Raw genomic sequence first — 20297 nt, 5'->3', positions numbered from 1 at the left:
GGACCGATCTTCATTTCAGGCTTCTTCCAGCTCGACCAACGCACTGCCTTCGCTGACCATCTCGCCTTCCTGGCAATACAGCGCCTTGATCACACCAGCGTGGGGCGCGCGAATGCTGTGCTCCATCTTCATCGCTTCGAGCACCACCAGTTGTGCCCCGGCTTCGACCGTCTGCCCGGCCTCCACCAATACACGCACGATGCTGCCGTTCATGGGCGCGGTCAGCCCGCCGTGATGGCTGTGACTGGCTTCTACGGCGCTGATCGGGTCGTAGGACTCGATGCGGCGCAGTTCGCCGTCCCATTGCAGGTACAGGTAGTCACCGCGACGAATCGCCCGATGCTGGCGGCGTACGCCGTCGTGTTCGGTCAACAACTGTTCACCCTTGAGTTGCCCGCTGTGGGCAGCCGGTGCACCCAGGGTCAAGGCGCGGTCCTGGCCTTCACAGCTCAGGTGCAGGGTGATTTCCGAAGGCAGTCCGGCACGCAAGCCGTTGCTGTTGGCCCAAGGCGAGCTCAGGTCATCGGCGCGGGGTGAACGAAGCTGGCTCTGGGCAAACGCCTGGGCGGCGGCTTGCCAGAATGCGTCGCTGAGTTCGGACGGAGCCGGCAGCAGTTGTTCCTGATAGCGCGGGATAAACCCGGTATCCAGTTCGGCTGAAGCAAACGCTGGATGCGCAATGATCCGGCGCAGGAAGTTAATGTTGGTCTTCAGCCCGCCGATGGCAAATTCATCGAGCATGCTCAGCAGCCGCAAACGTGCCTGTTCACGGTCCTCGCCCCAGGCAATCAGCTTGCCGAGCATCGGGTCGTAGAACGGCGAGATCTCGTCGCCTTCTTCGACACCGCTGTCCACCCGGCGACCTGCGCCCGGTGCGGATTCGCGATAGAGCTCCAGACGCCCGGTGGCTGGCAGGAAGTCATTGCCCGGGTCTTCGGCATACAACCGAACTTCAATTGCATGGCCGATCAGTGGCACTTGTTCCTGAGTCATCGGCAACGCTTCGCCACGGGCCACGCGGATCTGCCACGCCACCAGGTCGAGGCCAGTGATGGCTTCGGTGACCGGGTGTTCGACCTGCAGGCGTGTGTTCATCTCCATGAAGAAGAACTCACCACGGGCATCCAGCAAAAATTCCACGGTGCCGGCGCCGACATAACCGATGGCTTGTGCCGAGCGCACGGCGGCTTCGCCCATGGCACGACGCAGTTCGGGGCTCAGGCCGGGGGCCGGCGCTTCTTCGACGACTTTCTGGTGGCGACGCTGAATCGAGCAGTCCCGTTCGTTGAGGTACAGGCAATTGCCGTGTTGGTCGGCGAACACCTGGATTTCCACGTGGCGCGGCTTGAGCAGGTATTTCTCCACCAGCATCCGCGAATCGCCGAACGATGAAAGGGCTTCACGCTGGGCCGAGGCCAGGGCTTCGGCCAACTGGCTAACATCCTCGACTACCTTCATGCCCTTGCCGCCGCCACCGGCCGTGGCCTTGAGCAGCACCGGGTAACCGATGCGTTCACAGGCCGCGCGGAAAGTATCGAGGTCTTGCGCCTCGCCGTGATAACCGGGCACCAGCGGCACCCCGGCGGTTTCCATCAGGGCTTTGGCCGCAGACTTGCTGCCCATGGCGTCGATGGCTGAGGCGGGTGGGCCAAGGAAAATCAGGCCGGCCGCTTCGATCGCGCGGGCGAACCCGGCGTTCTCCGACAGAAAGCCATAACCGGGGTGGATTGCCTGGGCGCCACTGGCTTTGGCGGCGGCGATCAGCTTGTCGATTTGCAGGTAGCTGTCAGCCGCTTTACTGCCGCCGAGATCGACACGAATGTCGGCTTCGCGGCTGTGCCGCGCATCACGGTCGGTGGCGCTGTGCACGGCGACGGTGGTCAGTCCCAGGGACTTGGCGGTGCGCATCACGCGGCAGGCGATTTCGCCGCGGTTGGCCACCAGCAGGGTAGTGAGGACGGGGGCGCTCATCAACGCGACTCCTTGGGGGTGATTTCGGCTTGCCAGCTCGGCGGACGTTTTTGCAGAAAGGCGCGCAGGCCTTCCTGGCCTTCGGGGCTGACGCGGATGCGGGCGATGGCGTTTTCGGTGTAGCGACGCAGGGCCGGGAGTAGCGAGCCGTCGCCGACTTCACGCAGCAAGTCCTTGCTGGCACGCATGGCTGCCGGGCTGTTGAGCAGCAGGTTGTCGATCCACTGCTCGACTCTCTGTTCCAGCTCGGAGGCTGGATAGCTTTCCGACAACAGACCCAATTCCCGTGCCCGTTGTCCGCTGAAGCGTTCAGCAGTCAAGGCATAGCGCCGCGTCGCGCGTTCGCCGATGGCTTGCACTACGAACGGGCTGATCACCGCCGGTGCCAGGCCGATGCGCACTTCCGACAAACAGAACTGCGCGTCATCGACACCGATGGCCATGTCGCAGCAACTGATCAGGCCCAACGCACCACCGAAGGCTGCACCTTGCACCACCGCCAGGGTCGGGATTTTCAGTTTGGCCAGGTTGTACATCAACTCCGCCAGTTCCCGGGCGTCGTCGAGGTTGGTGTGGTAATCGAGTTCGGCCGATTGCTGCATCCACGCAAGGTCTGCGCCTGCGCTGAAGTGCTTGCCGCGACCGCGCACCAGCAGGAAACGCAGGTTTGGATCGCTGGAGACCTGGTCAAGCGCCAGGATCAACTCGCGGATCATTTCGGCGTTGAACGCGTTGTTCTTTTCTTCGCGGCTGAGCCACAAGGTTGCAAAGCCCCTTGGGTCGGCCAGCAGTTCGAGGGTGTTGAAGTCGCTCATATTCTTCCGTTCTCCACGGTCTTTGACCTGTAGGAGCGAGCATGCTCGCGATGGCCTTGAAGGCGCCGCTGGGTGTCAGCTTTGCAGCGTTATCGTTGACGACCATCGCGAGCGTGCTCGCTCCTACAGAGATCCAGATCACATCCGGAACACGCCGAAGCGGCTCGGTTCGATTGGCGCGTTCAGCGATGCCGACAAGGCCAGGCCCAGGACATCTCGGGTCTGGGCCGGGTCAATGACGCCGTCGTCCCACAAGCGAGCGCTGGAATAGTAGGGGTGGCCCTGCTCTTCGTACTGGTCGAGGATCGGTTGCTTGATCTGCGCTTCCTGCTCGGCGCTGAAACCCTGGCCACTGCGTTCGGCCTGTTCGCGCTTGACCTGCACCAGCACGCCGGCCGCCTGTTCGGCACCCATCACGCCGATCCGGGCATTCGGCCACATCCACAGGAAGCGTGGATCGTATGCCCGGCCGCACATGCCGTAGTTACCGGCGCCGAAGCTGCCGCCGATGATCACAGTGAATTTCGGCACCTTGGCGCAGGCCACGGCGGTCACCAGTTTCGCGCCGTGCTTGGCGATGCCACCGGCTTCGTACTTCTGACCGACCATGAAGCCGGTGATGTTTTGCAGGAACAGCAACGGGATGCCGCGCTGGCAGGCCAGTTCGATGAAGTGCGCGCCTTTCTGCGCAGCTTCGGCAAACAGGATGCCGTTGTTGGCCAAGATCGCGATCGGGTAACCGTGCAGGTAAGCAAAGCCGCACACCAGTGTGGTCCCGAACAGTGCCTTGAACTCGTCGAACACCGAGCCGTCCACCAGCCGCGCAATCACTTCGCGCACGTCGAACGGCTGCTTGGCGTCTGCCGGCACCACGCCGTACAACTCGTCGCTGCTATAGAGCGGGGCGATGGGTGCGCGTTGTTGCACGTCGCCGAGCTTGCGCCAATTGAGGTTGGCGACGCTGCGGCGGGCCAGGGCCAGGGCATGTTCATCGCTTTCGGCGTAATGGTCGGCCACTCCGGAAATCTTGCAGTGCACGTCGGCACCGCCCAGGTCTTCGGCGCTGACCACTTCCCCGGTCGCGGCTTTCACCAGCGGCGGACCGGCAAGGAAAATCGTCGCTTGCTCGCGCACCATGATGGTTTCGTCGGCCATCGCCGGTACATAAGCGCCACCAGCGGTGCAGGAACCCATGACCACGGCGATCTGCGGGATGCCCATGGCGCTCATATTGGCCTGGTTGAAGAAGATCCGACCGAAGTGTTCGCGGTCGGGAAACACTTCATCCTGACGCGGCAGGTTGGCGCCACCAGAGTCAACCAGATAGATGCACGGCAGGCGGTTCTGCTGGGCAATGGTCTGGGCGCGAAGGTGTTTTTTCACGGTCAGTGGGTAGTAGGAACCGCCTTTTACCGTGGCATCGTTGGCGACGATCATGCACTCGATGCCTTCCACGCGGCCGATACCGGCAATCACACCGGCGGCGGGCACGTCTTCGCCATACACCTCGTAGGCCGCCAGCTGGCTCATCTCCAGAAACGGCGAGCCCGGATCGAGCAAGCGATTGATGCGCTCGCGCGGCAGCAACTTGCCCCGCGACGTGTGGCGTTCCTGAGCCTTCGGACCGCCACCTTGCGCCACTTGGGCGAGCAGGGTGTGCAGCGCGTCGACCTGCTTGAGCATCGCCGCGCTGTTGGCGGCGAACTCCGCTGAACGGGGGTTGAGCTGGGTATGCAGGGTAGCCATGGGCAGCTCCGTTTAGCGGGTTTCGTTGAACAGTTCGCGACCGATCAGCATGCGACGGATCTCACTGGTGCCGGCACCGATTTCGTACAGCTTGGCGTCACGCAGTAGACGACCGGCCGGGAATTCGTTGATGTAACCGTTACCGCCGAGAATCTGGATCGCGTCGAGGGCCATTTGCGTGGCGCGTTCGGCGCTGTAGAGGATCACGCCGGCGGCGTCCTTGCGCGCGGTTTCGTTGCGCTCGCACGCTTGGGCCACGGCGTACAGGTAGGCGCGGCTGGCGTTGAGCTGGGTGTACATGTCCGCGACCTTGCCCTGGATCAGCTGGAACTCGCCGATGCTTTGGCCGAACTGCTTGCGGTCGTGGATGTACGGCACGATCAGGTCCATGCAGGCCTGCATGATCCCGGTCGGGCCACCGGAGAGCACGACGCGCTCGTAGTCGAGGCCGCTCATCAGCACTTTCACGCCGCCGTTGAGCGTGCCGAGGATGTTTTCTTCCGGCACTTCGACGTCATCGAAAAACAGCTCGCAGGTGTTCGAGCCGCGCATGCCCAGCTTGTCGAACTTGTTGCTGCGGCTGAAGCCTTTCCAGTCGCGCTCGACGATGAAGGCGGTGATGCCGTGCGGACCCTTTTCCAGGTCGGTCTTGGCGTAGATCACATAGGTGTTGGCGTCCGGACCGTTGGTGATCCAGGTCTTGCTGCCGTTGAGCACGTATTTATCGCCGCGTTTGTCCGCGCGCAGTTTCATCGAAACCACGTCGGAACCAGCATTCGGCTCGCTCATGGCCAGTGCGCCAATGTGCTCGCCGCTGATCAGTTTCGGCAGGTATTTGGATTTTTGCTCGTGGTTACCGTTGCGGTTGATCTGGTTGACGCAGAGGTTGGAATGCGCGCCGTAAGACAGGGCAACGGAGGCCGAGCCGCGGCTGATTTCTTCCATCACCACCACGTGAGCCAGGTAACCCAGGCCAGCGCCACCGTACTCTTCCGGTACGGTAATGCCCAGCAGGCCCATGTCGCCGAACTTGCGCCACAGGTCGGCGGGGAACAGGTTATCGCTGTCGATCTGAGCGGCGCGGGGGGCGATCTCTTTGGCGACGAAGGACTGAACCTGATCGCGCAGCATGTCGATGGTTTCACCGAGGGCAAAATTCAGGGATGGGTAGCTCATGGGTCACCTTTTGGCTTTTTTGTCGGTTGATGAGACGGTCAATCGATTCTCACCTTTACGTTAACGTAAGCCTGTGACGAATGGCTGTCAATCACCCTTTACGTTAACGTCAACTTGAGCGACAGTAGGGGCAGTTCAAGATAGAGCGCGGACGAACTCTGTGGGAGTGAACTGTGGTGAGGGGATTTATCCCCGTTGGGTCGCGAAGCGGCCCTGAGCCGGTGATTGCGGTGCATCAGATGGACCGCATTCGCTGGATTCGCGACTGCTTCGCAGCCGAACGGGGAAAAATCCCCTCGCCACAAAAGCCCTCTCCTGCAGATGACCGCGAACAGCCCATAAATAAAGACAATAGGGGTCGTCATGGATCAACCCAGTGCAAACCCGCAACGCAGCTACACCCGTGGTTCCCAGGACAAAGCCTTGCTGGCGATGACCATTGGCCAGGCGTTCGATAACACAGTCGCGCAGTACCCGAACGGGGAGGCGCTGGTCGTGCGCCATCAGCAGTTGCGCTACACCTGGCGGCAACTGGCGGAGGCGGCGGACCTGCACGCCAGGGCAATGCTGGCGCTGGGCATGCAGACCGGTGACCGGCTCGGCATTTGGGCGCCGAACTGTGCCCAGTGGTGCATCAGCCAGATCGCCAGCGCGAAGATCGGCGTGATCCTGGTCAACATCAACCCGGCTTACCGCAGTTCTGAACTTGAGTACGTGCTGAAGCAATCCGGCTGTCAGTGGTTGGTGTGCGCTGGGGCCTTCAAGACCTCCAACTATCACGCCATGTTGCAAGGCCTGGCGCCGGAACTGGCCGAGCACGCCATTGGCAAGTTGCAGAGCGAACGCCTGCCGGACCTGCGGGGTGTCATCAGCCTGGATTCGCAACCGCCAAGTGGCTTCCTGCCGTGGTCGCAATTGGCCGATCTGGCTGGCAGCGTGTCGGTCGAGCAACTGCGTGAACGTCAGGACAGTCTGCATTTCGATCAGGCGGTGAACATTCAGTACACCTCCGGCACCACCGGTTTCCCCAAAGGCGCGACCCTCAGTCACTACAACATTCTCAATAACGGTTACATGGTGGGTGAAAGCCTTGGCCTGACCGCCGCCGATCGTCTGGTGATCCCGGTGCCGCTGTACCACTGCTTTGGCATGGTCATGGGCAACCTGGGCTGCATCACCCACGGCAGCACCATGATTTACCCTAACGATGCCTTCGATCCGCTGCTGACCCTGAACACCGTCGCCGAAGAAAAAGCTACGGCGCTTTACGGCGTGCCGACCATGTTCATCGCCATGCTCGATCAGCCGCAGCGTGCCGAATTCGACCTGTCGAGCCTGCGCACCGGAATCATGGCCGGCGCGACCTGCCCGATCGAAGTGATGCGCCGGGTCATCAATGAAATGCACATGAGTGAAGTGCAGATTGCCTACGGCATGACGGAAACCAGCCCGGTGTCATTGCAGACGGGGCCGTCAGACGATCTGGAATTGCGCGTCACCACTGTGGGCCGCACTCAGCCACAGCTTGAAAGCAAGATCATCGACGAGGCGGGCAACCCGGTGCCCCGTGGCACCATCGGCGAACTCTGCACACGCGGTTACAGCGTGATGCTCGGTTACTGGAACAACCCGCAAGGTACCGCCGAAGCGATAGACCAGGCGGGCTGGATGCACACCGGTGACTTGGCGAGCATGAACGAAGAGGGGTATGTGTGCATTGCTGGGCGCAACAAGGACATGATCATCCGTGGCGGTGAGAATATTTACCCACGGGAGCTGGAAGAGTTCTTCTTTACCCACCCGGCGGTGGCTGATGTGCAGGTGATTGGTATTCCGTGTTCGCGCTACGGCGAAGAGATCGTCGCCTGGATCAAGTTCCACCCCGGCCACAGCGCCACCGAGCAGGAGCTGCAAGCCTGGTGCAAGGAGCGCATTGCGCACTTCAAGACGCCGCGTTACTTCAAGTTCGTGGATGAGTTCCCGATGACCGTAACCGGCAAGATCCAGAAATTCCGCATGCGCGAGATCAGCATCGAGGACCTGAAGGCGAAACTGTAGGAGCTGCCGAAGGCTGCGATCTTTTGACCTTGCTTCTGAAAAGATCGCAGCCTCGTTTCACTCGACAGCCCCTACAGGAATTTGGTCTTTCCTGCTTTTCACAAACGCCAGACAGCACAAAGGGGAGCCGAAGCTCCCCTTTAATTTTGTCGTTGCGCGTGCTCTTTTTTATTATTGAGGGGCGGTCTGTTTTTGTTTTTGGCAACCGTTGCCCTTTACCGCTGTTTTTGGCGATCCCCACTCGGGATCAAGAGCAAACGTATTTTTTTGAGCGCTGATCTACTTTCTCGCTGAGCGATCCAACCAGTTCGGGAGCTACCTGAAGGTAGTTTTATTGTTCTCTGCCCGGTTGCGGGTGACTTCGAAAAGCACCCTGAAAAGCACATCTTCTCCAAAAAAATCTGTTAGCTGCGTCTCTGCCGTGTTGTTTTTGTTATGTCAGAGTCGTTACGTCTTGTTTTTATTAGGTGTGTCACAATTTTTTATTCTTGTTATGCCATAGAGATAGCAGAAGCCGTGCCAACTTTTAAAAACCCTTTAAAATCAACAACTTAATATTTTGTAGGATTTTTCTCTCAGGGAATCCCTGACAATTTGTTTCCGTGTTACTCGCTTCCGCCCACGTTTTCAGTGTGGGCGGTAACACCCGGACACATCCGCACACTCAGTGTGCGCTACGGGCCTTGGCCACGCGTGAACCGGTCGGGCGCCCCAGCACTGTACAAATTTGCTGGCCGGCCAGGATCAGGGCGTCCAGGTCGATTCCGGTTTTGATACCCAGGCCGTTGAGCAGGTACACCACGTCTTCGGTGGCGACGTTACCGCTGGCGCCCTTGGCGTAAGGGCAGCCACCCAGGCCGGCAATGGAGCTATCGAACACCGAGATACCTTCCAGCAGGCTGGCGTAGATGTTGGCCATGGCCTGGCCATAGGTGTCGTGGAAATGCCCGGCCAGTTTTTCTCGCGGTACATCGGCCGAGACCACTTCGAACATCCTGCGGGTGGCGCCAGCGGTGCCCGTGCCGATGGTGTCGCCCAACGAGACCTCGTAGCAGCCCATCGCGTAGAGCTCGCGAGCAACCATGGCTACCTGTTCGGGTGCGACCTGGCCTTCATAAGGGCAGCCCAGCACGCAGGACACGTAACCGCGCACCGTTACGCCATGCTGCTTGGCCGCGTCCATGATCGGCACGAAACGCTCCAGGCTTTCGCTGATCGAGCAATTGATGTTGCGTTGGGAAAAGGCTTCGGACGCGGCAGCGAACACCGCGACTTCCTTGACCCCGCAGGCGAGGGCGTCTTCAAAGCCGCGCAGGTTGGGCGCGAGTGCGCCATAGGTGACGCCGGGCTTGCGCTGGATCTGCGCGAAGACATCGGCCGAGCCCGCCATCTGCGGTACCCATTTGGGGGACACGAAACTGCCGACTTCTATATAGCCCAGGCCCGCCGCCGTGAGCGCGTCGACCAGTTGCACCTTGTCGGCGACGCTGATGGGTTGGGCTTCGTTTTGCAGGCCGTCGCGCGGGCCGACTTCGACAAGGCGTACGTGGGTGGGGAGGGACATGGGATTGGACCTGTTCTTATTGTCTGAATGTTCGCAGAACCTTGTGGGAGCGGGCTTGCCCGCGATGAGGCCAGCACATTCAACTTGTATGTTGACCGACCCTCCGCCATCGCGGGCAAGCCCGCTCCCACAGGGTATTGTGTGGATCTACTGTACTGATTCCTGGTTTTTGATCGTTTGCTCCAGCGCCTGCACACAGCGTTCTTCCGCCGTATCAAGCTCCAGTTTCATCTGTTCGATGTCCAGCATTTGCTGCTCCAGCTGTGCCCGGCGTTCGCTGATTTTTGCCAGCATGCTGTGCAGTTGCTTGGTGTTACCGCTGGAGGGGTCGTAGAGCTCGATCAGCTCGCGGCATTCGGCCAGGGAAAAGCCGATGCGCTTGCCCCGCAAGATCAGCTTCAGGCTGACTTTGTCACGGGGCGAATAGATACGCTCCTGACCACGGCGCTCCGGACTGAGCAGGCCTTGTTCTTCATAGAAGCGAATGGCCCGGGTGGTGATGTCGAGCTCACGGGCGAGGTCGGAAATACTGTAGGTCTGGCTGCTCATGGAAGCGCTCACGAAAGGTCATGGCGCTAAGCTAAAGGCAGGTTGACGTTTACGTCAAGGGGCAGGGGTTTTCAGTGTCGTTACGGGCCTCTTCGCGGGCAAGCCTCGCTCCTACAGGTTTTGTGTGGTTCGCATCCGGGTGATCGGCACAAAACTGTAGGAGCGAGGCTTGCCCGCGAAGAACGATGATGCGGTGCAGAGACTTACCTACACCTTCTCCAGCTTCCTCTCCTGCGCCGTCACCTGCTGGCACAACTCGATCATCTGCTCGCGCATCCAGCGGTTGGCCGGGTCCTGGTCAGTGCTTTCGTGCCAGTAGAGGTGCGTTTCCACCGGCGGCACATCGTTGACCGGCAGATAAAAGGCGTGCAGGTCGTTGCGACGGGCGAAGCGTTCCGGCACGGTCATGACCATGTCTGTCTGCTGCAGCACTTGCGAGGCCATCAGGTAATGCTGGGAGCGCAGGGCGATCTTGCGCTGGATGCCCATCTTGCCCAGCGCCAGGTCAACATAGCCCAGGCCACTGCGACGGCTGGAAATATGGATGTGGGTCAGGCCCAAGTAGTCATCCAGCGAGAGTTTTTCTTTGCCCGCCAGCGGGTGGCCCTTTCGCATGGCGCACACGTAGCGGTCTTCCATCAACTTGACGTGGCGTACTTGCGGGTCAGTGTTGAGCGGCGCATCGACCGCGAAGTCCAGGCGGCCGGCCGCCAGTTCCTTGGTGGTTTCGCGGCGTTTGGACAGGAAGCTTTCGATGATCACCGTCGGTGCCAGGCGGCGCAGGCGCTGGAACAGCGGCGGCAGGATCACCGCCTCGGTGAGGTCGGTCATGCTGATGCGGTAAGTTTTGACCGCCTGCTGCGGGTTGAAAATGCGGCTTTCCTGCACCGACACCCGCAGCAGCGAGAGCGCGTTACGCACCGGGCCGATGATGTTCTGGGCCATGGGCGTCGGCACCATGCCCTGGGCTGTGCGCACGAACAGCGGGTCGTTGAAGGTCTCGCGCAGGCGGGCCAGGGCGTTGGATACCGCGGGCTGGGTGATACCGACGATCTGCCCGGCGCGGGTCAGGTTGGCTTCGGTGTAGATCGCGTCGAAGACGATGAAAAGGTTGAGATCGACCTTGCTCAGATTCATGCGCTGCACTCTTGTTATTAGGGCTTTTTGATCGGACCCGGAGGTCTTGGCAATCAGCCGATCATATATCGGTGATGAATGTTAATACACGCCGAGAATAGGCTAGGTAAATTTTCGTAGCTGTTCTAGCATCGATTGCATGATCTAAACAACCTCCCCCAAGAAGGTATCTGCTCATGGATTTCGCTTATTCGCCCAAGGTTCAGGAACTGCGCGAGCGCGTGACCGCGTTCATGGACACCTACGTGTATCCCGCCGAAGCCGTGTTCGAGCGCCAGGTCGCCGAGGGCGATCGCTGGCAGCCGACGGCGATCATGGAAGAACTCAAACTCAAGGCCAAGGCTGAGGGCCTGTGGAATTTGTTTCTGCCTGAGTCGGAACTCGGCGCCGGGCTGACCAACCTTGAATACGCGCCACTGGCGGAAATCATGGGGCGTTCGCTGCTCGGTCCCGAGCCGTTTAACTGCTCGGCACCGGACACCGGCAACATGGAAGTGTTGGTGCGCTACGCCAACGAAGAGCAGAAACAGCGCTGGCTGGAACCGCTGCTGCGCGGCGAGATCCGCTCGGCGTTCGCCATGACCGAACCGGACGTGGCGTCCTCCGATGCCACCAACATGGCGGCCCGCGCGGAGCGCGATGGCGATGAGTGGCTGATCAACGGCAAGAAGTGGTGGACCTCCGGCGCCTGTGACCCACGCTGCAAGATTCTGATCTTCATGGGCCTGAGCAACCCGGATGCACCGCGCCATGCCCAGCACTCGATGATTCTGGTGCCGGTCGATACCCCCGGCGTGAAGATCGTGCGTCCATTGCCAGTGTTTGGCTATGACGACGCGCCCCACGGTCACGCCGAAGTCGTGTTCGACAACGTGCGGGTGCCGTACGAAAACGTCCTGCTGGGTGAAGGGCGCGGCTTCGAGATCGCCCAGGGTCGTCTCGGTCCGGGCCGGATTCACCACTGCATGCGTTCGATCGGCATGGCCGAGCGCGCGCTGGAGTTGATGTGCAAGCGCTCGGTGAGTCGTACGGCATTCGGCAAGCCTTTGGCCCGGCTGGGCGGCAACATCGACAAGATCGCCGACTCGCGGATGGAGATCGACATGGCTCGCCTGCTGACGTTGAAAGCGGCGTACATGATGGACACCGTTGGCAACAAAGTGGCCAAGAGTGAAATCGCGCAGATCAAGGTGGTGGCGCCGAATGTGGCCCTGCGGGTGATCGACCGGGCGATCCAGATCCATGGCGGGGCAGGGGTGTCGAACGATTTCCCGCTGGCCTACATGTATGCCATGCAGCGCACCCTGCGTCTGGCCGACGGCCCGGACGAAGTACACCGCGCGGCGATCGGCAAATTCGAGATCGGCAAGTACGTGCCCAAAGAGATGATGCGTAGCGGGCAGTGAAAGGATGCAGTTTCTGTATTGAGTGATTCTCTGTGGCGAGGGGATTTATCCCCGTTGGACGGCGCAGCCGTCCCATTTTTTGGGGCTGCTACGCAACCCAACGGGGATAAATCCCCTCGCCACATTGGTCACCAGTTCAATTCAATACACCCAAACCTCAACCCGCCGATTCTTGATCCGCCCTTCATCTTCGCTGTTGGCGGCTACCGGCATTTCGGCGCCGAAGCCGCGCACCTCACGCAACACCACACCGTTTTTCACCAGCTCCCGCCTTACCGCCATGGCCCGCAGTTTCGACAACAGGTCAGCACGTGCAGGGTCGCTCTTGGCATCGCCAAAGCCCACCAGCGTGACCCGCCGATCGTTCTTGTCGTGCTGCTTTATATAGTCGAGCACCCGCGACAGATCCTGTCGGGCCTTGTTGTCGAGGCTGGCGCTGCCTTCTTCGAAGCGAAAGTTCACCGTCAGTCGCTGGGCGTGACGGCTGAGCCCCTGATAACCCTCTGGCATCAGCGCATTGGGTGTGACGGCCATGGCCTGCACGGTCTGAGCGATAAAACCGTTGGCGGCCACAATCGCCTGGCCCTGGGGGCTTTGGGCGAAGGCGACCAGCGCCTCGGCCCAAGGATTTTTCCCACTAGGCGGCAAGTAAAGGAACAAGCGTCGGGACAACGGATAATCTTCGGTCGCAATCAGGCTATTGAGCGGCAGCATCGCCTGGGATTGGCCATCGACAATCGCTACGGCTTTGGCCTGGCGCACGTAGGGTAGGCCAATGAAGCCAATGCCTTGCCGGTCGAGGCTGACTGCATCGGATAATTGCTCGCTGGATTCGAAGCGTTTCGCGGTGCTGCTCAGGGTTTTCCCTTGACCGCTGAGCACCAGTTCTTTGAAGGTGTCGTAGGTGCCGGACTGATCATCGCGCGCATACAGATGAATCGGTCCGCCGCTGCCGCCGAGTTCTTCCCAGGTTTTGACTTCGCCACTGAAAATGCGCGCCAGTTGCACGGTATCGAGTTGGCCCAGCGGATTTTGCGGGTGAAGAATGATTGCCAGGCCGTCGATGGCAATCACCTGTTCGGCGCCAGGACTTTTCAGGTCGCCCAGGGATTGGAGACTGACTAATTCACTGTCCTTGATCGGACGCGAAGACGCCGCGAGATCGGCGCTGCCGTTTTTCAATGCGCCGAACCCGGTGCTGGAACCATGAGCCGCCAGCTCTACCTCGACCCGGCGACCCTGGCCGGATTCACCGACGATTCGCAGTTCATTGGCGATGTCCGCAGACTCGCGGTGCACATTGGCAAGCCCCTGTTGGCGCAGCAAACCTTCCACCAGCGCCGGCCCCAACGCCGCGCCGATGGTGTTGGAGCCCTGGATGCGCAGCACCGGGCCCTGTGCGGGTATCGGCAAATCGCTAGCCGAGACCGTCAGCGGCAGGCATGCGCAGAGCATCAACAGGAATAAACCACGCAGCGTCATGCCGGCACCTTACAGAGTGAATGAGGTGCGGGGAGATTAAGTCAGTAAGGTTTCTGAAAGATGACAGTTTTGGGTGGGGTGCCTGCTCAAGATGAAGGTGGTCACACATTCGACGAAAACCTGAGGAAGGGCGTAGCGGAATGTCTGGTGAGGGAGCTTGCCCCCGTTCAACTGTAGAGCAGTCGTGAAGCCATTCGATGCACGGACAGGAACCTGTAGGAGCCAGGCTTGCCGGCGAAATTGGCCTCATGGGCGCCTTCGCCGGCAAGCCTGGCTCCTACGGAAGGCAACGGCATCACTCCACCTTATTCAATGCGGTGATGGGCATCCTGTAGGAGCTGCCGCAGGCTGCGATCTTTTGATCTTTAAAAAAACAAAATCAAAAGATCGCAGCCTGCGGCAGCTCCTACAAATGGGTATCTGTACAGCCATAAAAAAACCGCGACCTTCTCCAGGGGCCGCGGTTTTTTATGCCGCTCGATTATTGCTGCAACACAGTCGCCTGGTTGCCGTTGCCGTACTGTTGAACGTTGGCGTTCTGGTAGTTGCCGCTCTGGTCGACGTTGGCGATGTTGCCGGTGCCGCCCTGGGTGACGTAGGCCACGTTCATGGTGTCAGCCTGTTTGACGGTGATCATGTTGTCGTCGCCATACAGTTGAGTGGTGAACGCCTGGTTGCCGGTGCCTTCCTGATTGAACTCGGTGCTGTTGCCGGTACCGTTGGTGCTGCCCTGGGCCAGGTTGGTGGTGCCGCGCTGGTCGGCGATCAGGATGTTGTCGGTGCCGTTCTGGTCGAAGTACAGCTCGTTATACGAGTCGGCCTGGCTGATGGTGGTTTTGTTGCCGTAGCCGGTCTGGTTGGTGGTCATGATGTGGCCGACACCGTCCTGTTTAAAGCTGGCGATGTTGCCATTGCCGTTCTGATTGACGGTGGCAGTCTGGCTGCTGCCGAACTGGCCGCCCATTTGCGGCCCTTTCCAGTTGCTGGCGTAGACCTTGTTGTCGTTACCCACCGAGTTGGTGTTGAGCACGTGGCTGTCGCCGCTCTGGTAGGTGTAGTGGACGTTGTTGTCGCCCAGTTGGTAAATCCCGACTGTGGAGCCCACGGATTCGAACTGGTCGGCGTAGATGGCGTTGGCGTTACCGATTTGCAGCACATTGGCGGCGTTGTTTTCGCCGAAGCTCTGGTCAACGATGGTTTCGTTGGAGTCGCCGTATTGGTTGATGGTGGCCTTGGCATTTTTCTGGGTGTCTTGCCAGACTTCGGTGCCGTTGAGGTTACCGTACTGATTGACGGTCAGGTTGCCACCTTCACCGTTGCGCTGGTCGCCGTAGGCATAGTTGGTGCTGCCGGACTGGTTGAGGTTGATTTGGCCGCCCATGTGATTGATCTGCTCGGCGGTGGCGTAGTTGGTGTCGCCGTACTGGATGATCACGGCGTTGTTGCTAGCACCGAGCTGGATCTGTTCGATGTTGGCTTCGTTGTTGTCGCCGTACTGGTAGGTCTTGCCGGAAGTGCCTTCCTGACTGTCCTGATAGACGAACGAGAAGTTGCCGTTGCCTTCCTGTTGCTGCAGGACCTCGCCGTTGCCCACGCCGATCGACTGGCTGGCGTGGCTGATGTTGTAGGTGCCGATCTGGTTCTGGGTGATGGTGCTGTGGTCTTCGTACAGCTGTTCGGCATAGCCGGCGTTGTAGTCGCCGGTCTGGTTCTGGTTAATGGTGCTGGTGGCCGTGTCTTGCACGGCGGCCGCGTCGTTGCCGGTGCCTACCTGCAGCTGGGTGGCGGTACTGAGCGGCGCTGCAGTTTGCTTCACATTGGCGACGTTGACGTCACCGAATTGGCTCTGGGTGGACACGCTGTCATCGGCCAACGCCTGGGCACTGACAATGACGAGGATGGCGGCGGTAAGGGGCGTCAGTTTGAACATGATGAAACCTCCAAGTGATGCAGTGCTTTATCGAAATTGAGTGACCGATACGCTCATTCCATTTCCTGCTTGGGTCACAGCACTCTGCTGCCCCGTGCCGGCCTGGACGATGCTGGCGTCGTTGTTGTTGCCGTTCTGAGAAATCTCTGCCCGGTTGTGGCTGCCGCTCTGAACGATCGAGGCGGCGTTGCCATAACCTTGCTGGTTGATAAAAGCCATCAGGTCGCTGCCTTGTTGCAGGATGTAGGCTTCCTGATTGCTGCCTGACTGAACGATCTGGCCGAGCAGCGACTGGCCGTTCTGTTGCAACAGCGCGATGTTGGCCTGGCCGTTCTGGTCGATCAGGGCATGCTGGCCCACCGGGGGTGGTAACTCGCCGAGATCGGCGCCAGGCGCCAGGTCATCGTTCTCCATCAAATCGTCGGCACGCACGCCCGCGCTGGTGCACAGCAGGAGCAGGCAGAGCAGGGCGGCGGTCGACTTCTTCATGGCGTCTTCCTTTTCGCGAAAGGTTGGCCCCTCCACTCATCGAGTGGAGGGGGCGAGGGCTCAGTTCGAGATCACCTGCACGGTGCGAGTGGTGCCTTGGGACGAGGTGATGGTGGCGGTCGGGTTAGCCGACGGAACCACGTTGGTGATGTTGTTCGCCGTGAACCGCCAGCGACCGGTCACCGGCACCGTGGTGGTGCCCAAGGTCTGCAGCCCGGTCGGGGTGGTGACCTTGATGGTGATGGTGTTGCCAGTGGTCACCGACGAGGTACCTGCAAAGTCCCAGGTGAAACGGTTATTGGAGCGGGCCGACACCGTCGCCGTTGTGACCGCGAAGGTTTCCGCCGCTGGTTTAGGCGAGACTTGCACCGTGACCGTGGCCGGCGTCGTCGACACAGCACCGAAGCTGTCCTTGGCGAAGTAGGTGAAGGTCGTGGTGAAGGCCGTGGTGAACGTGGCCGGTGGGGTGTAGGTCAGGACCGTGCCATCGCTGGTAACGGTGCCGCGACCTGACGGTGGTTGACCGAAGCTGGCGATGGCCAGAGGCAGGTTGCCTTCCGGATCGGTGTCGTTGGCCAGCACACTGATCGGAATGGCCACGCCCAGGGTGGCCACACTGTCAGCGACGGCTGTAGGAGCCTGGTTAGGCGCCACGGTGATGGTCACGGTTGCCGGGGTGGTCGAAGCCAGGCCTTTGGAGTCTTGAGCCTTGTAGGTAAAGGTTGTGGTCAGCGTTGTGTTAACCACCGCTGGCGGGGTGTAGACCACGGCGGTGGTTCCGCTCAGGGCGACGGTGCCCTGATCAGTGGCCGGCTGAGTCAGCGCGGTGATGGTCAGTGGTGTGTTGCCGTCCGGATCGGTGTCGTTGGCCAGCGGGCTGAGGGTGATTGGCACGCCGAAGCTGGTGCTGCCGCTGTCGGCGCGGGCGATCGGAGCCTGGTTTTCGCCAGTGTCCGGTGCCGTGCCGACCACCACCACAGGTTCGGTGTCGCTGCCGCCAGCGGCGGATTTGACGGTGACGGATGCGGGTGGTTGTGGCAGATCGGCGACAGTGATTTTTTGCAGGGTGCCGGATTTTGTCAGGCGTCCATAGCCTTGGGCGACCATGTCCGGAATGCCCACTTCATCGGTGGACCGGGCCTCGATCACCAGGCTGTGATTGCTCCAGCTGTAGCGTGCGGTCTCGATTTTCACCAGGTCAGTGAGCTTGCTCGACACTGCGGTTGGGCGGGTGGTGGCATCAGCACCCGTAGCAGTGAGCACCACGACCGGAGGCACGGGGCCGTTGAACTGACGCGAGCCAAAGAACAATCCGGTGTTGTCCCCCGTCATGGGGATCAGGCAGGGTGATGGCGTGGTGCCTGGCACCAGGGCAACGGATTCGCGGAAGCACAACTTAGAAGCGCTATCCGCTTTACCGAACACTTCGACCTGGGTAGTGGTGCCGGTGCTCGACGCGGTGCGGCGGTAGCTGGCACGGGTAAGGTCAACATGGGTTTGTGCCCGGTTGTCGTAGACTTTACCGGACAGCGTGAAGAGCTTGGTCTCGATCACCCCTGCCGGACCTTCGATGCGTACAAAGTTGGTGTCGTTGGGGCTGCCGGTCACTTCTTCGGTGAGGTTGGGGTCGCCGACAAACCTTTCAGTGACACCGGTGTCCGGGTTCAATTCGTCGTAGGGACCATGAATGCTTTGAAGGAATGGCCCGATCGCACCATTGACCGCGCCGGTGAAATTACCCGAGGCGCCGATGCCGATGTCTCGGGTGATGTTGATCGCACGACGACCCGGTGTGGTGACAGTGACGGTTTCCACGCCATAAGGGTGAGTCACTTTGTAGACGCCAGCGACGGGCACGTTGATGCGCATGCGTATCCGCGCAAAGCTGATTTGATCACCATCGAGCGGGTTGCCACCGGCGAACGCCGCTTCTATGCCGGCGACATAGGCGTCCATACCATAACCGGCGGCGTTGTTGGGAATGGTGGTTTCGGCCAGGAACCAGAAGGCTTCGTCTGGCCAGTTGTCCGGGAACACCATCGGCTGGGTGTCATCGAAAATCCCCGGAGTCGGCAGCAGGGTGCACATGTAGGAAGGCGCTCCAGGTGTACCGGCTACCCGGGTGCTGGTAGCACGGGACTGGCACAACTCAAGCGATAACAGGTTTTTGTCCTGATACCACATGGGGAATTTCCCCGTGGCAAAGGTGTAAGGGCCGGGGTCGACGGCATTGAGTTGCGCGAACGCACTGCCGGACAGCGAGAGAGTCAGCCCGAGCGCGTTGAGCGCGAAGCGTGGCCACTTGTTCATGATGCCTCCTGATGCGGATCTGGGCATGAGAGCGTTCATTGCACGATGACCACTTCTTCGGTATCGCTGCCGCCATTGGATGACGTCACCGTGACCTTGGCCGGTGGGATCGGCGAGATGCCGGTCGACATGGATTTCTCCGCGCCTTCGCCACTCAGGGAGCCGATGACGACACCGGTTCCGGTGGTCGCGGTGAGCGTGGGTGGCGAGGTTTCATCGCTGGTCGAAGCCACGATGCTGATCTGCCCGGAGCTCAGGCTGTACTGAGCCTGCGAGATCACCACCAGGTCAGTCAGCGGCATGGGCAGGGTGGTGGGCGTGCTGGTGGGGATGGCCAGACTGTTATCAGCCGTCAGCTGCAAGACGGCCGGCAGCGCTGGGTTGGTTGAGGACTGGGCGTACCAGCTGCCGGTGGAATCGGCTTCGGTCAGGTTCAATACCGGGCTGTTGCTGTCCAGGGTCACTTTGGCCGGTTGTGGTGGCGCCTTGACGAATACATCTTGCTGGGCCACCGGGGCACCGGCATCGCCTTTGCGCGAGTAGGTGCCGCGCTCAGTGATCATCGGCGTCGGCCGAGCCAGTTTTGATAGCTTGCCGGACACGGCGAAAACAGTGGTGCGCAGGTCAATACCGCCCGGCCCTTCGATACGGATGAAGTTGGTGTTGAACGGGCTGCCGGTCACGGCCTCATTGAGGTTCGGGTCACCGATGAATTGTTCGGCCTGGTGAGTATCAGGGTCGGTCTCGGTGTAGGGACCGTTGACACTGCGCAGGAACGGTCCGACATCACCTTTAAGTGCGCCGTCATAGGTTTTCGGCGCGCCGATACCGATGTCACGGGTCATGTTGATCGCCCGCCGCCCGGGGGTATCGACCGTGAAAGCTTCGACGCCGTAAGGGTGGGTAATGATGTAGGTGCCAGCGGTGGGCACATCGACGCGAATGCGTATGCGGGCAAAGCTGATCTGGTCGCCTTCCAGGGGATCGCCTCCACTGAAGGCGGCCTCGACCGCCGAACCGTAGGACAAGTTGATGCCCCTGGCCGCATCAACAATGGTGCCGTCGGCGGTGAACCAGAACGCTTCGTCGGGAAAATTCGTCGGGAAGTTCAGCGCCTGGGTATCGTCGAATATGCCGGGCGCAGGGAGCAGTGAGCACATGTAGGTGGGTGCGCCTGGAGCGCTGGGAACCCTGGAACTGACAGCCTTTGACAGACACAAGTCGAGTGTTCGTCCATGGGTGTCCTGATACCAGGAAGCGAAACCACCGGTGTCGTGTAGATAGGGACCGGGGTCTACAGCAAACAGCGCAGCCTGGGCAACGCCTTGGGCCAGAGCGGTCACAGTCAGTGCGATCGCGGTTTTAGACAGTAAAGGGTGCATGAGTATTCCCTCTATCAGAGTACCTGCCCCTTGGAAGTGGGCCAGTTGGCAGGTCATTCGGCAACTCCCATGCCAATTGGCGAAAATAACCATGAGAGGCCCGGTACACGGGCGTTCACCGGACTATGGGGAAGCCTTTCCCCAAAAGTGGGAACGGGCCTTTTTCCCCAGCATTGGGGGCAGATGGGGCAATTGGACAGGGCGGGGAAAAATGGGGGAAAAGCCACCCGAAATCGGGCAATCTGCAAGCAGTGGGCTATAAAGCTAAAGGGGCAGTTCGGG

General features: G+C 60.4%; 14 protein-coding genes. 2 read left to right on the top strand and 12 right to left on the bottom strand.

Annotated elements, in window-relative coordinates:
* Positions 1–15: 15 nt before the first annotated feature.
* The 4 genes from ABTV22_RS19165 to ABTV22_RS19150 form a co-directional block, all read right to left on the bottom strand.
* A complete protein-coding gene (locus tag ABTV22_RS19165; RefSeq protein WP_433736070.1) occupies positions 16–1971 on the bottom strand; it encodes an acetyl/propionyl/methylcrotonyl-CoA carboxylase subunit alpha in 1956 nt (651 codons plus the stop codon).
* On the bottom strand, positions 1971–2786 hold the full coding sequence (locus ABTV22_RS19160; RefSeq protein WP_433736069.1) for a gamma-carboxygeranoyl-CoA hydratase: 816 nt from the start codon (positions 2784–2786) through the stop codon (positions 1971–1973). The genes ABTV22_RS19165 and ABTV22_RS19160 overlap by 1 nt, the downstream gene beginning before the upstream one ends.
* 138 nt (positions 2787–2924) lie before the next feature.
* Positions 2925–4532 carry a carboxyl transferase domain-containing protein gene (locus tag ABTV22_RS19155; RefSeq protein ID WP_433736068.1) on the bottom strand — a complete coding sequence of 536 codons (1608 nt, stop codon included), beginning with the start codon at positions 4530–4532 and terminating at the stop codon, positions 2925–2927.
* A gap of 12 nt (positions 4533–4544) precedes the next feature.
* Complete coding sequence (locus tag ABTV22_RS19150) at positions 4545–5708, bottom strand: isovaleryl-CoA dehydrogenase (RefSeq protein ID WP_433736067.1); 1164 nt, start codon at positions 5706–5708, stop codon at positions 4545–4547.
* 363 nt (positions 5709–6071) lie between these two features.
* Between ABTV22_RS19150 and ABTV22_RS19145 the strand changes: the two genes are divergently transcribed.
* Positions 6072–7766: an AMP-binding protein gene (locus ABTV22_RS19145; protein ID WP_433736066.1), complete on the top strand. Its 1695-nt coding sequence runs from the start codon at positions 6072–6074 to the stop codon at positions 7764–7766.
* Between the two features lie 664 nt (positions 7767–8430).
* On the opposite strand, the gene ABTV22_RS19140 is transcribed toward ABTV22_RS19145, so the two are convergent.
* The 3 genes from ABTV22_RS19140 to ABTV22_RS19130 form a co-directional block, all read right to left on the bottom strand.
* A complete protein-coding gene (locus ABTV22_RS19140) occupies positions 8431–9330 on the bottom strand; it encodes a hydroxymethylglutaryl-CoA lyase (RefSeq protein WP_433736065.1) in 900 nt (299 codons plus the stop codon).
* A 147-nt stretch (positions 9331–9477) separates the two neighbouring features.
* The gene (locus ABTV22_RS19135; protein WP_433736064.1) at positions 9478–9879 is read right to left on the bottom strand and encodes a MerR family transcriptional regulator; all 402 of its coding nucleotides are present in this window, start codon (positions 9877–9879) and stop codon (positions 9478–9480) included.
* Between the two features lie 207 nt (positions 9880–10086).
* Positions 10087–11016 carry a LysR family transcriptional regulator gene (locus ABTV22_RS19130; RefSeq protein ID WP_433736063.1) on the bottom strand — a complete coding sequence of 310 codons (930 nt, stop codon included), beginning with the start codon at positions 11014–11016 and terminating at the stop codon, positions 10087–10089.
* Between the two features lie 176 nt (positions 11017–11192).
* Between ABTV22_RS19130 and ABTV22_RS19125 the strand changes: the two genes are divergently transcribed.
* Positions 11193–12422 (top strand): acyl-CoA dehydrogenase, encoded by a 1230-nt coding sequence (locus ABTV22_RS19125; protein ID WP_433736062.1) that lies wholly within the window; start codon positions 11193–11195, stop codon positions 12420–12422.
* Between the two features lie 141 nt (positions 12423–12563).
* Here the strand turns inward: ABTV22_RS19125 and ABTV22_RS19120 are convergent, their stop codons facing one another.
* The 5 genes from ABTV22_RS19120 to ABTV22_RS19100 all read right to left on the bottom strand — a co-directional run bounded on the left by ABTV22_RS19120 (position 12564) and on the right by ABTV22_RS19100 (position 20015).
* Entirely contained in the window at positions 12564–13904 is a 1341-nt protein-coding gene (locus ABTV22_RS19120; RefSeq protein WP_433736061.1) for a substrate-binding domain-containing protein, read from the bottom strand.
* A 481-nt stretch (positions 13905–14385) separates the two neighbouring features.
* Positions 14386–15834 (bottom strand): curlin, encoded by a 1449-nt coding sequence (locus tag ABTV22_RS19115; protein ID WP_433736060.1) that lies wholly within the window; start codon positions 15832–15834, stop codon positions 14386–14388.
* Positions 15835–15861: 27 nt separating this feature from the next.
* Complete coding sequence (locus tag ABTV22_RS19110) at positions 15862–16323, bottom strand: curlin (protein ID WP_433736059.1); 462 nt, start codon at positions 16321–16323, stop codon at positions 15862–15864.
* A gap of 60 nt (positions 16324–16383) precedes the next feature.
* Positions 16384–18633 (bottom strand): Ig-like domain-containing protein, encoded by a 2250-nt coding sequence (locus tag ABTV22_RS19105; protein ID WP_433736058.1) that lies wholly within the window; start codon positions 18631–18633, stop codon positions 16384–16386.
* A 35-nt stretch (positions 18634–18668) separates the two neighbouring features.
* On the bottom strand, positions 18669–20015 hold the full coding sequence (locus tag ABTV22_RS19100; RefSeq protein ID WP_433736057.1) for a hypothetical protein: 1347 nt from the start codon (positions 20013–20015) through the stop codon (positions 18669–18671).
* Between the last annotated feature and the right edge of the window lie 282 nt (positions 20016–20297).

Origin of the sequence: Pseudomonas putida, from assembly GCF_050990305.1 — a bacterium.
Lineage (GTDB): Bacteria > Pseudomonadota > Gammaproteobacteria > Pseudomonadales > Pseudomonadaceae > Aquipseudomonas > Aquipseudomonas putida_AH.
This window is presented reverse-complemented; position numbering and strand designations above follow the sequence as displayed.

What these genes read in the sequence shown, in the direction of transcription:
- ABTV22_RS19160 (WP_433736069.1), bottom strand. Translation starts at nt 2,786, where the DNA reads ATGAGCGACTTCAACACCCTCGAACTGCTGGCCGACCCAAGGGGCTTT.
- ABTV22_RS19165 (WP_433736070.1), bottom strand. Translation starts at nt 1,971, where the DNA reads ATGAGCGCCCCCGTCCTCACTACCCTGCTGGTGGCCAACCGCGGCGAA.
- ABTV22_RS19105 (WP_433736058.1), bottom strand. Translation starts at nt 18,633, where the DNA reads ATGAACAAGTGGCCACGCTTCGCGCTCAACGCGCTCGGGCTGACTCTC.
- ABTV22_RS19120 (WP_433736061.1), bottom strand. Translation starts at nt 13,904, where the DNA reads ATGACGCTGCGTGGTTTATTCCTGTTGATGCTCTGCGCATGCCTGCCG.
- ABTV22_RS19135 (WP_433736064.1), bottom strand. Translation starts at nt 9,879, where the DNA reads ATGAGCAGCCAGACCTACAGTATTTCCGACCTCGCCCGTGAGCTCGAC.
- ABTV22_RS19140 (WP_433736065.1), bottom strand. Translation starts at nt 9,330, where the DNA reads ATGTCCCTCCCCACCCACGTACGCCTTGTCGAAGTCGGCCCGCGCGAC.
- ABTV22_RS19130 (WP_433736063.1), bottom strand. Translation starts at nt 11,016, where the DNA reads ATGAATCTGAGCAAGGTCGATCTCAACCTTTTCATCGTCTTCGACGCG.
- ABTV22_RS19155 (WP_433736068.1), bottom strand. Translation starts at nt 4,532, where the DNA reads ATGGCTACCCTGCATACCCAGCTCAACCCCCGTTCAGCGGAGTTCGCC.
- ABTV22_RS19100 (WP_433736057.1), bottom strand. Translation starts at nt 20,015, where the DNA reads ATGCACCCTTTACTGTCTAAAACCGCGATCGCACTGACTGTGACCGCT.
- ABTV22_RS19125 (WP_433736062.1), top strand. Translation starts at nt 11,193, where the DNA reads ATGGATTTCGCTTATTCGCCCAAGGTTCAGGAACTGCGCGAGCGCGTG.
- ABTV22_RS19115 (WP_433736060.1), bottom strand. Translation starts at nt 15,834, where the DNA reads ATGTTCAAACTGACGCCCCTTACCGCCGCCATCCTCGTCATTGTCAGT.
- ABTV22_RS19150 (WP_433736067.1), bottom strand. Translation starts at nt 5,708, where the DNA reads ATGAGCTACCCATCCCTGAATTTTGCCCTCGGTGAAACCATCGACATG.
- ABTV22_RS19110 (WP_433736059.1), bottom strand. Translation starts at nt 16,323, where the DNA reads ATGAAGAAGTCGACCGCCGCCCTGCTCTGCCTGCTCCTGCTGTGCACC.
- ABTV22_RS19145 (WP_433736066.1), top strand. Translation starts at nt 6,072, where the DNA reads ATGGATCAACCCAGTGCAAACCCGCAACGCAGCTACACCCGTGGTTCC.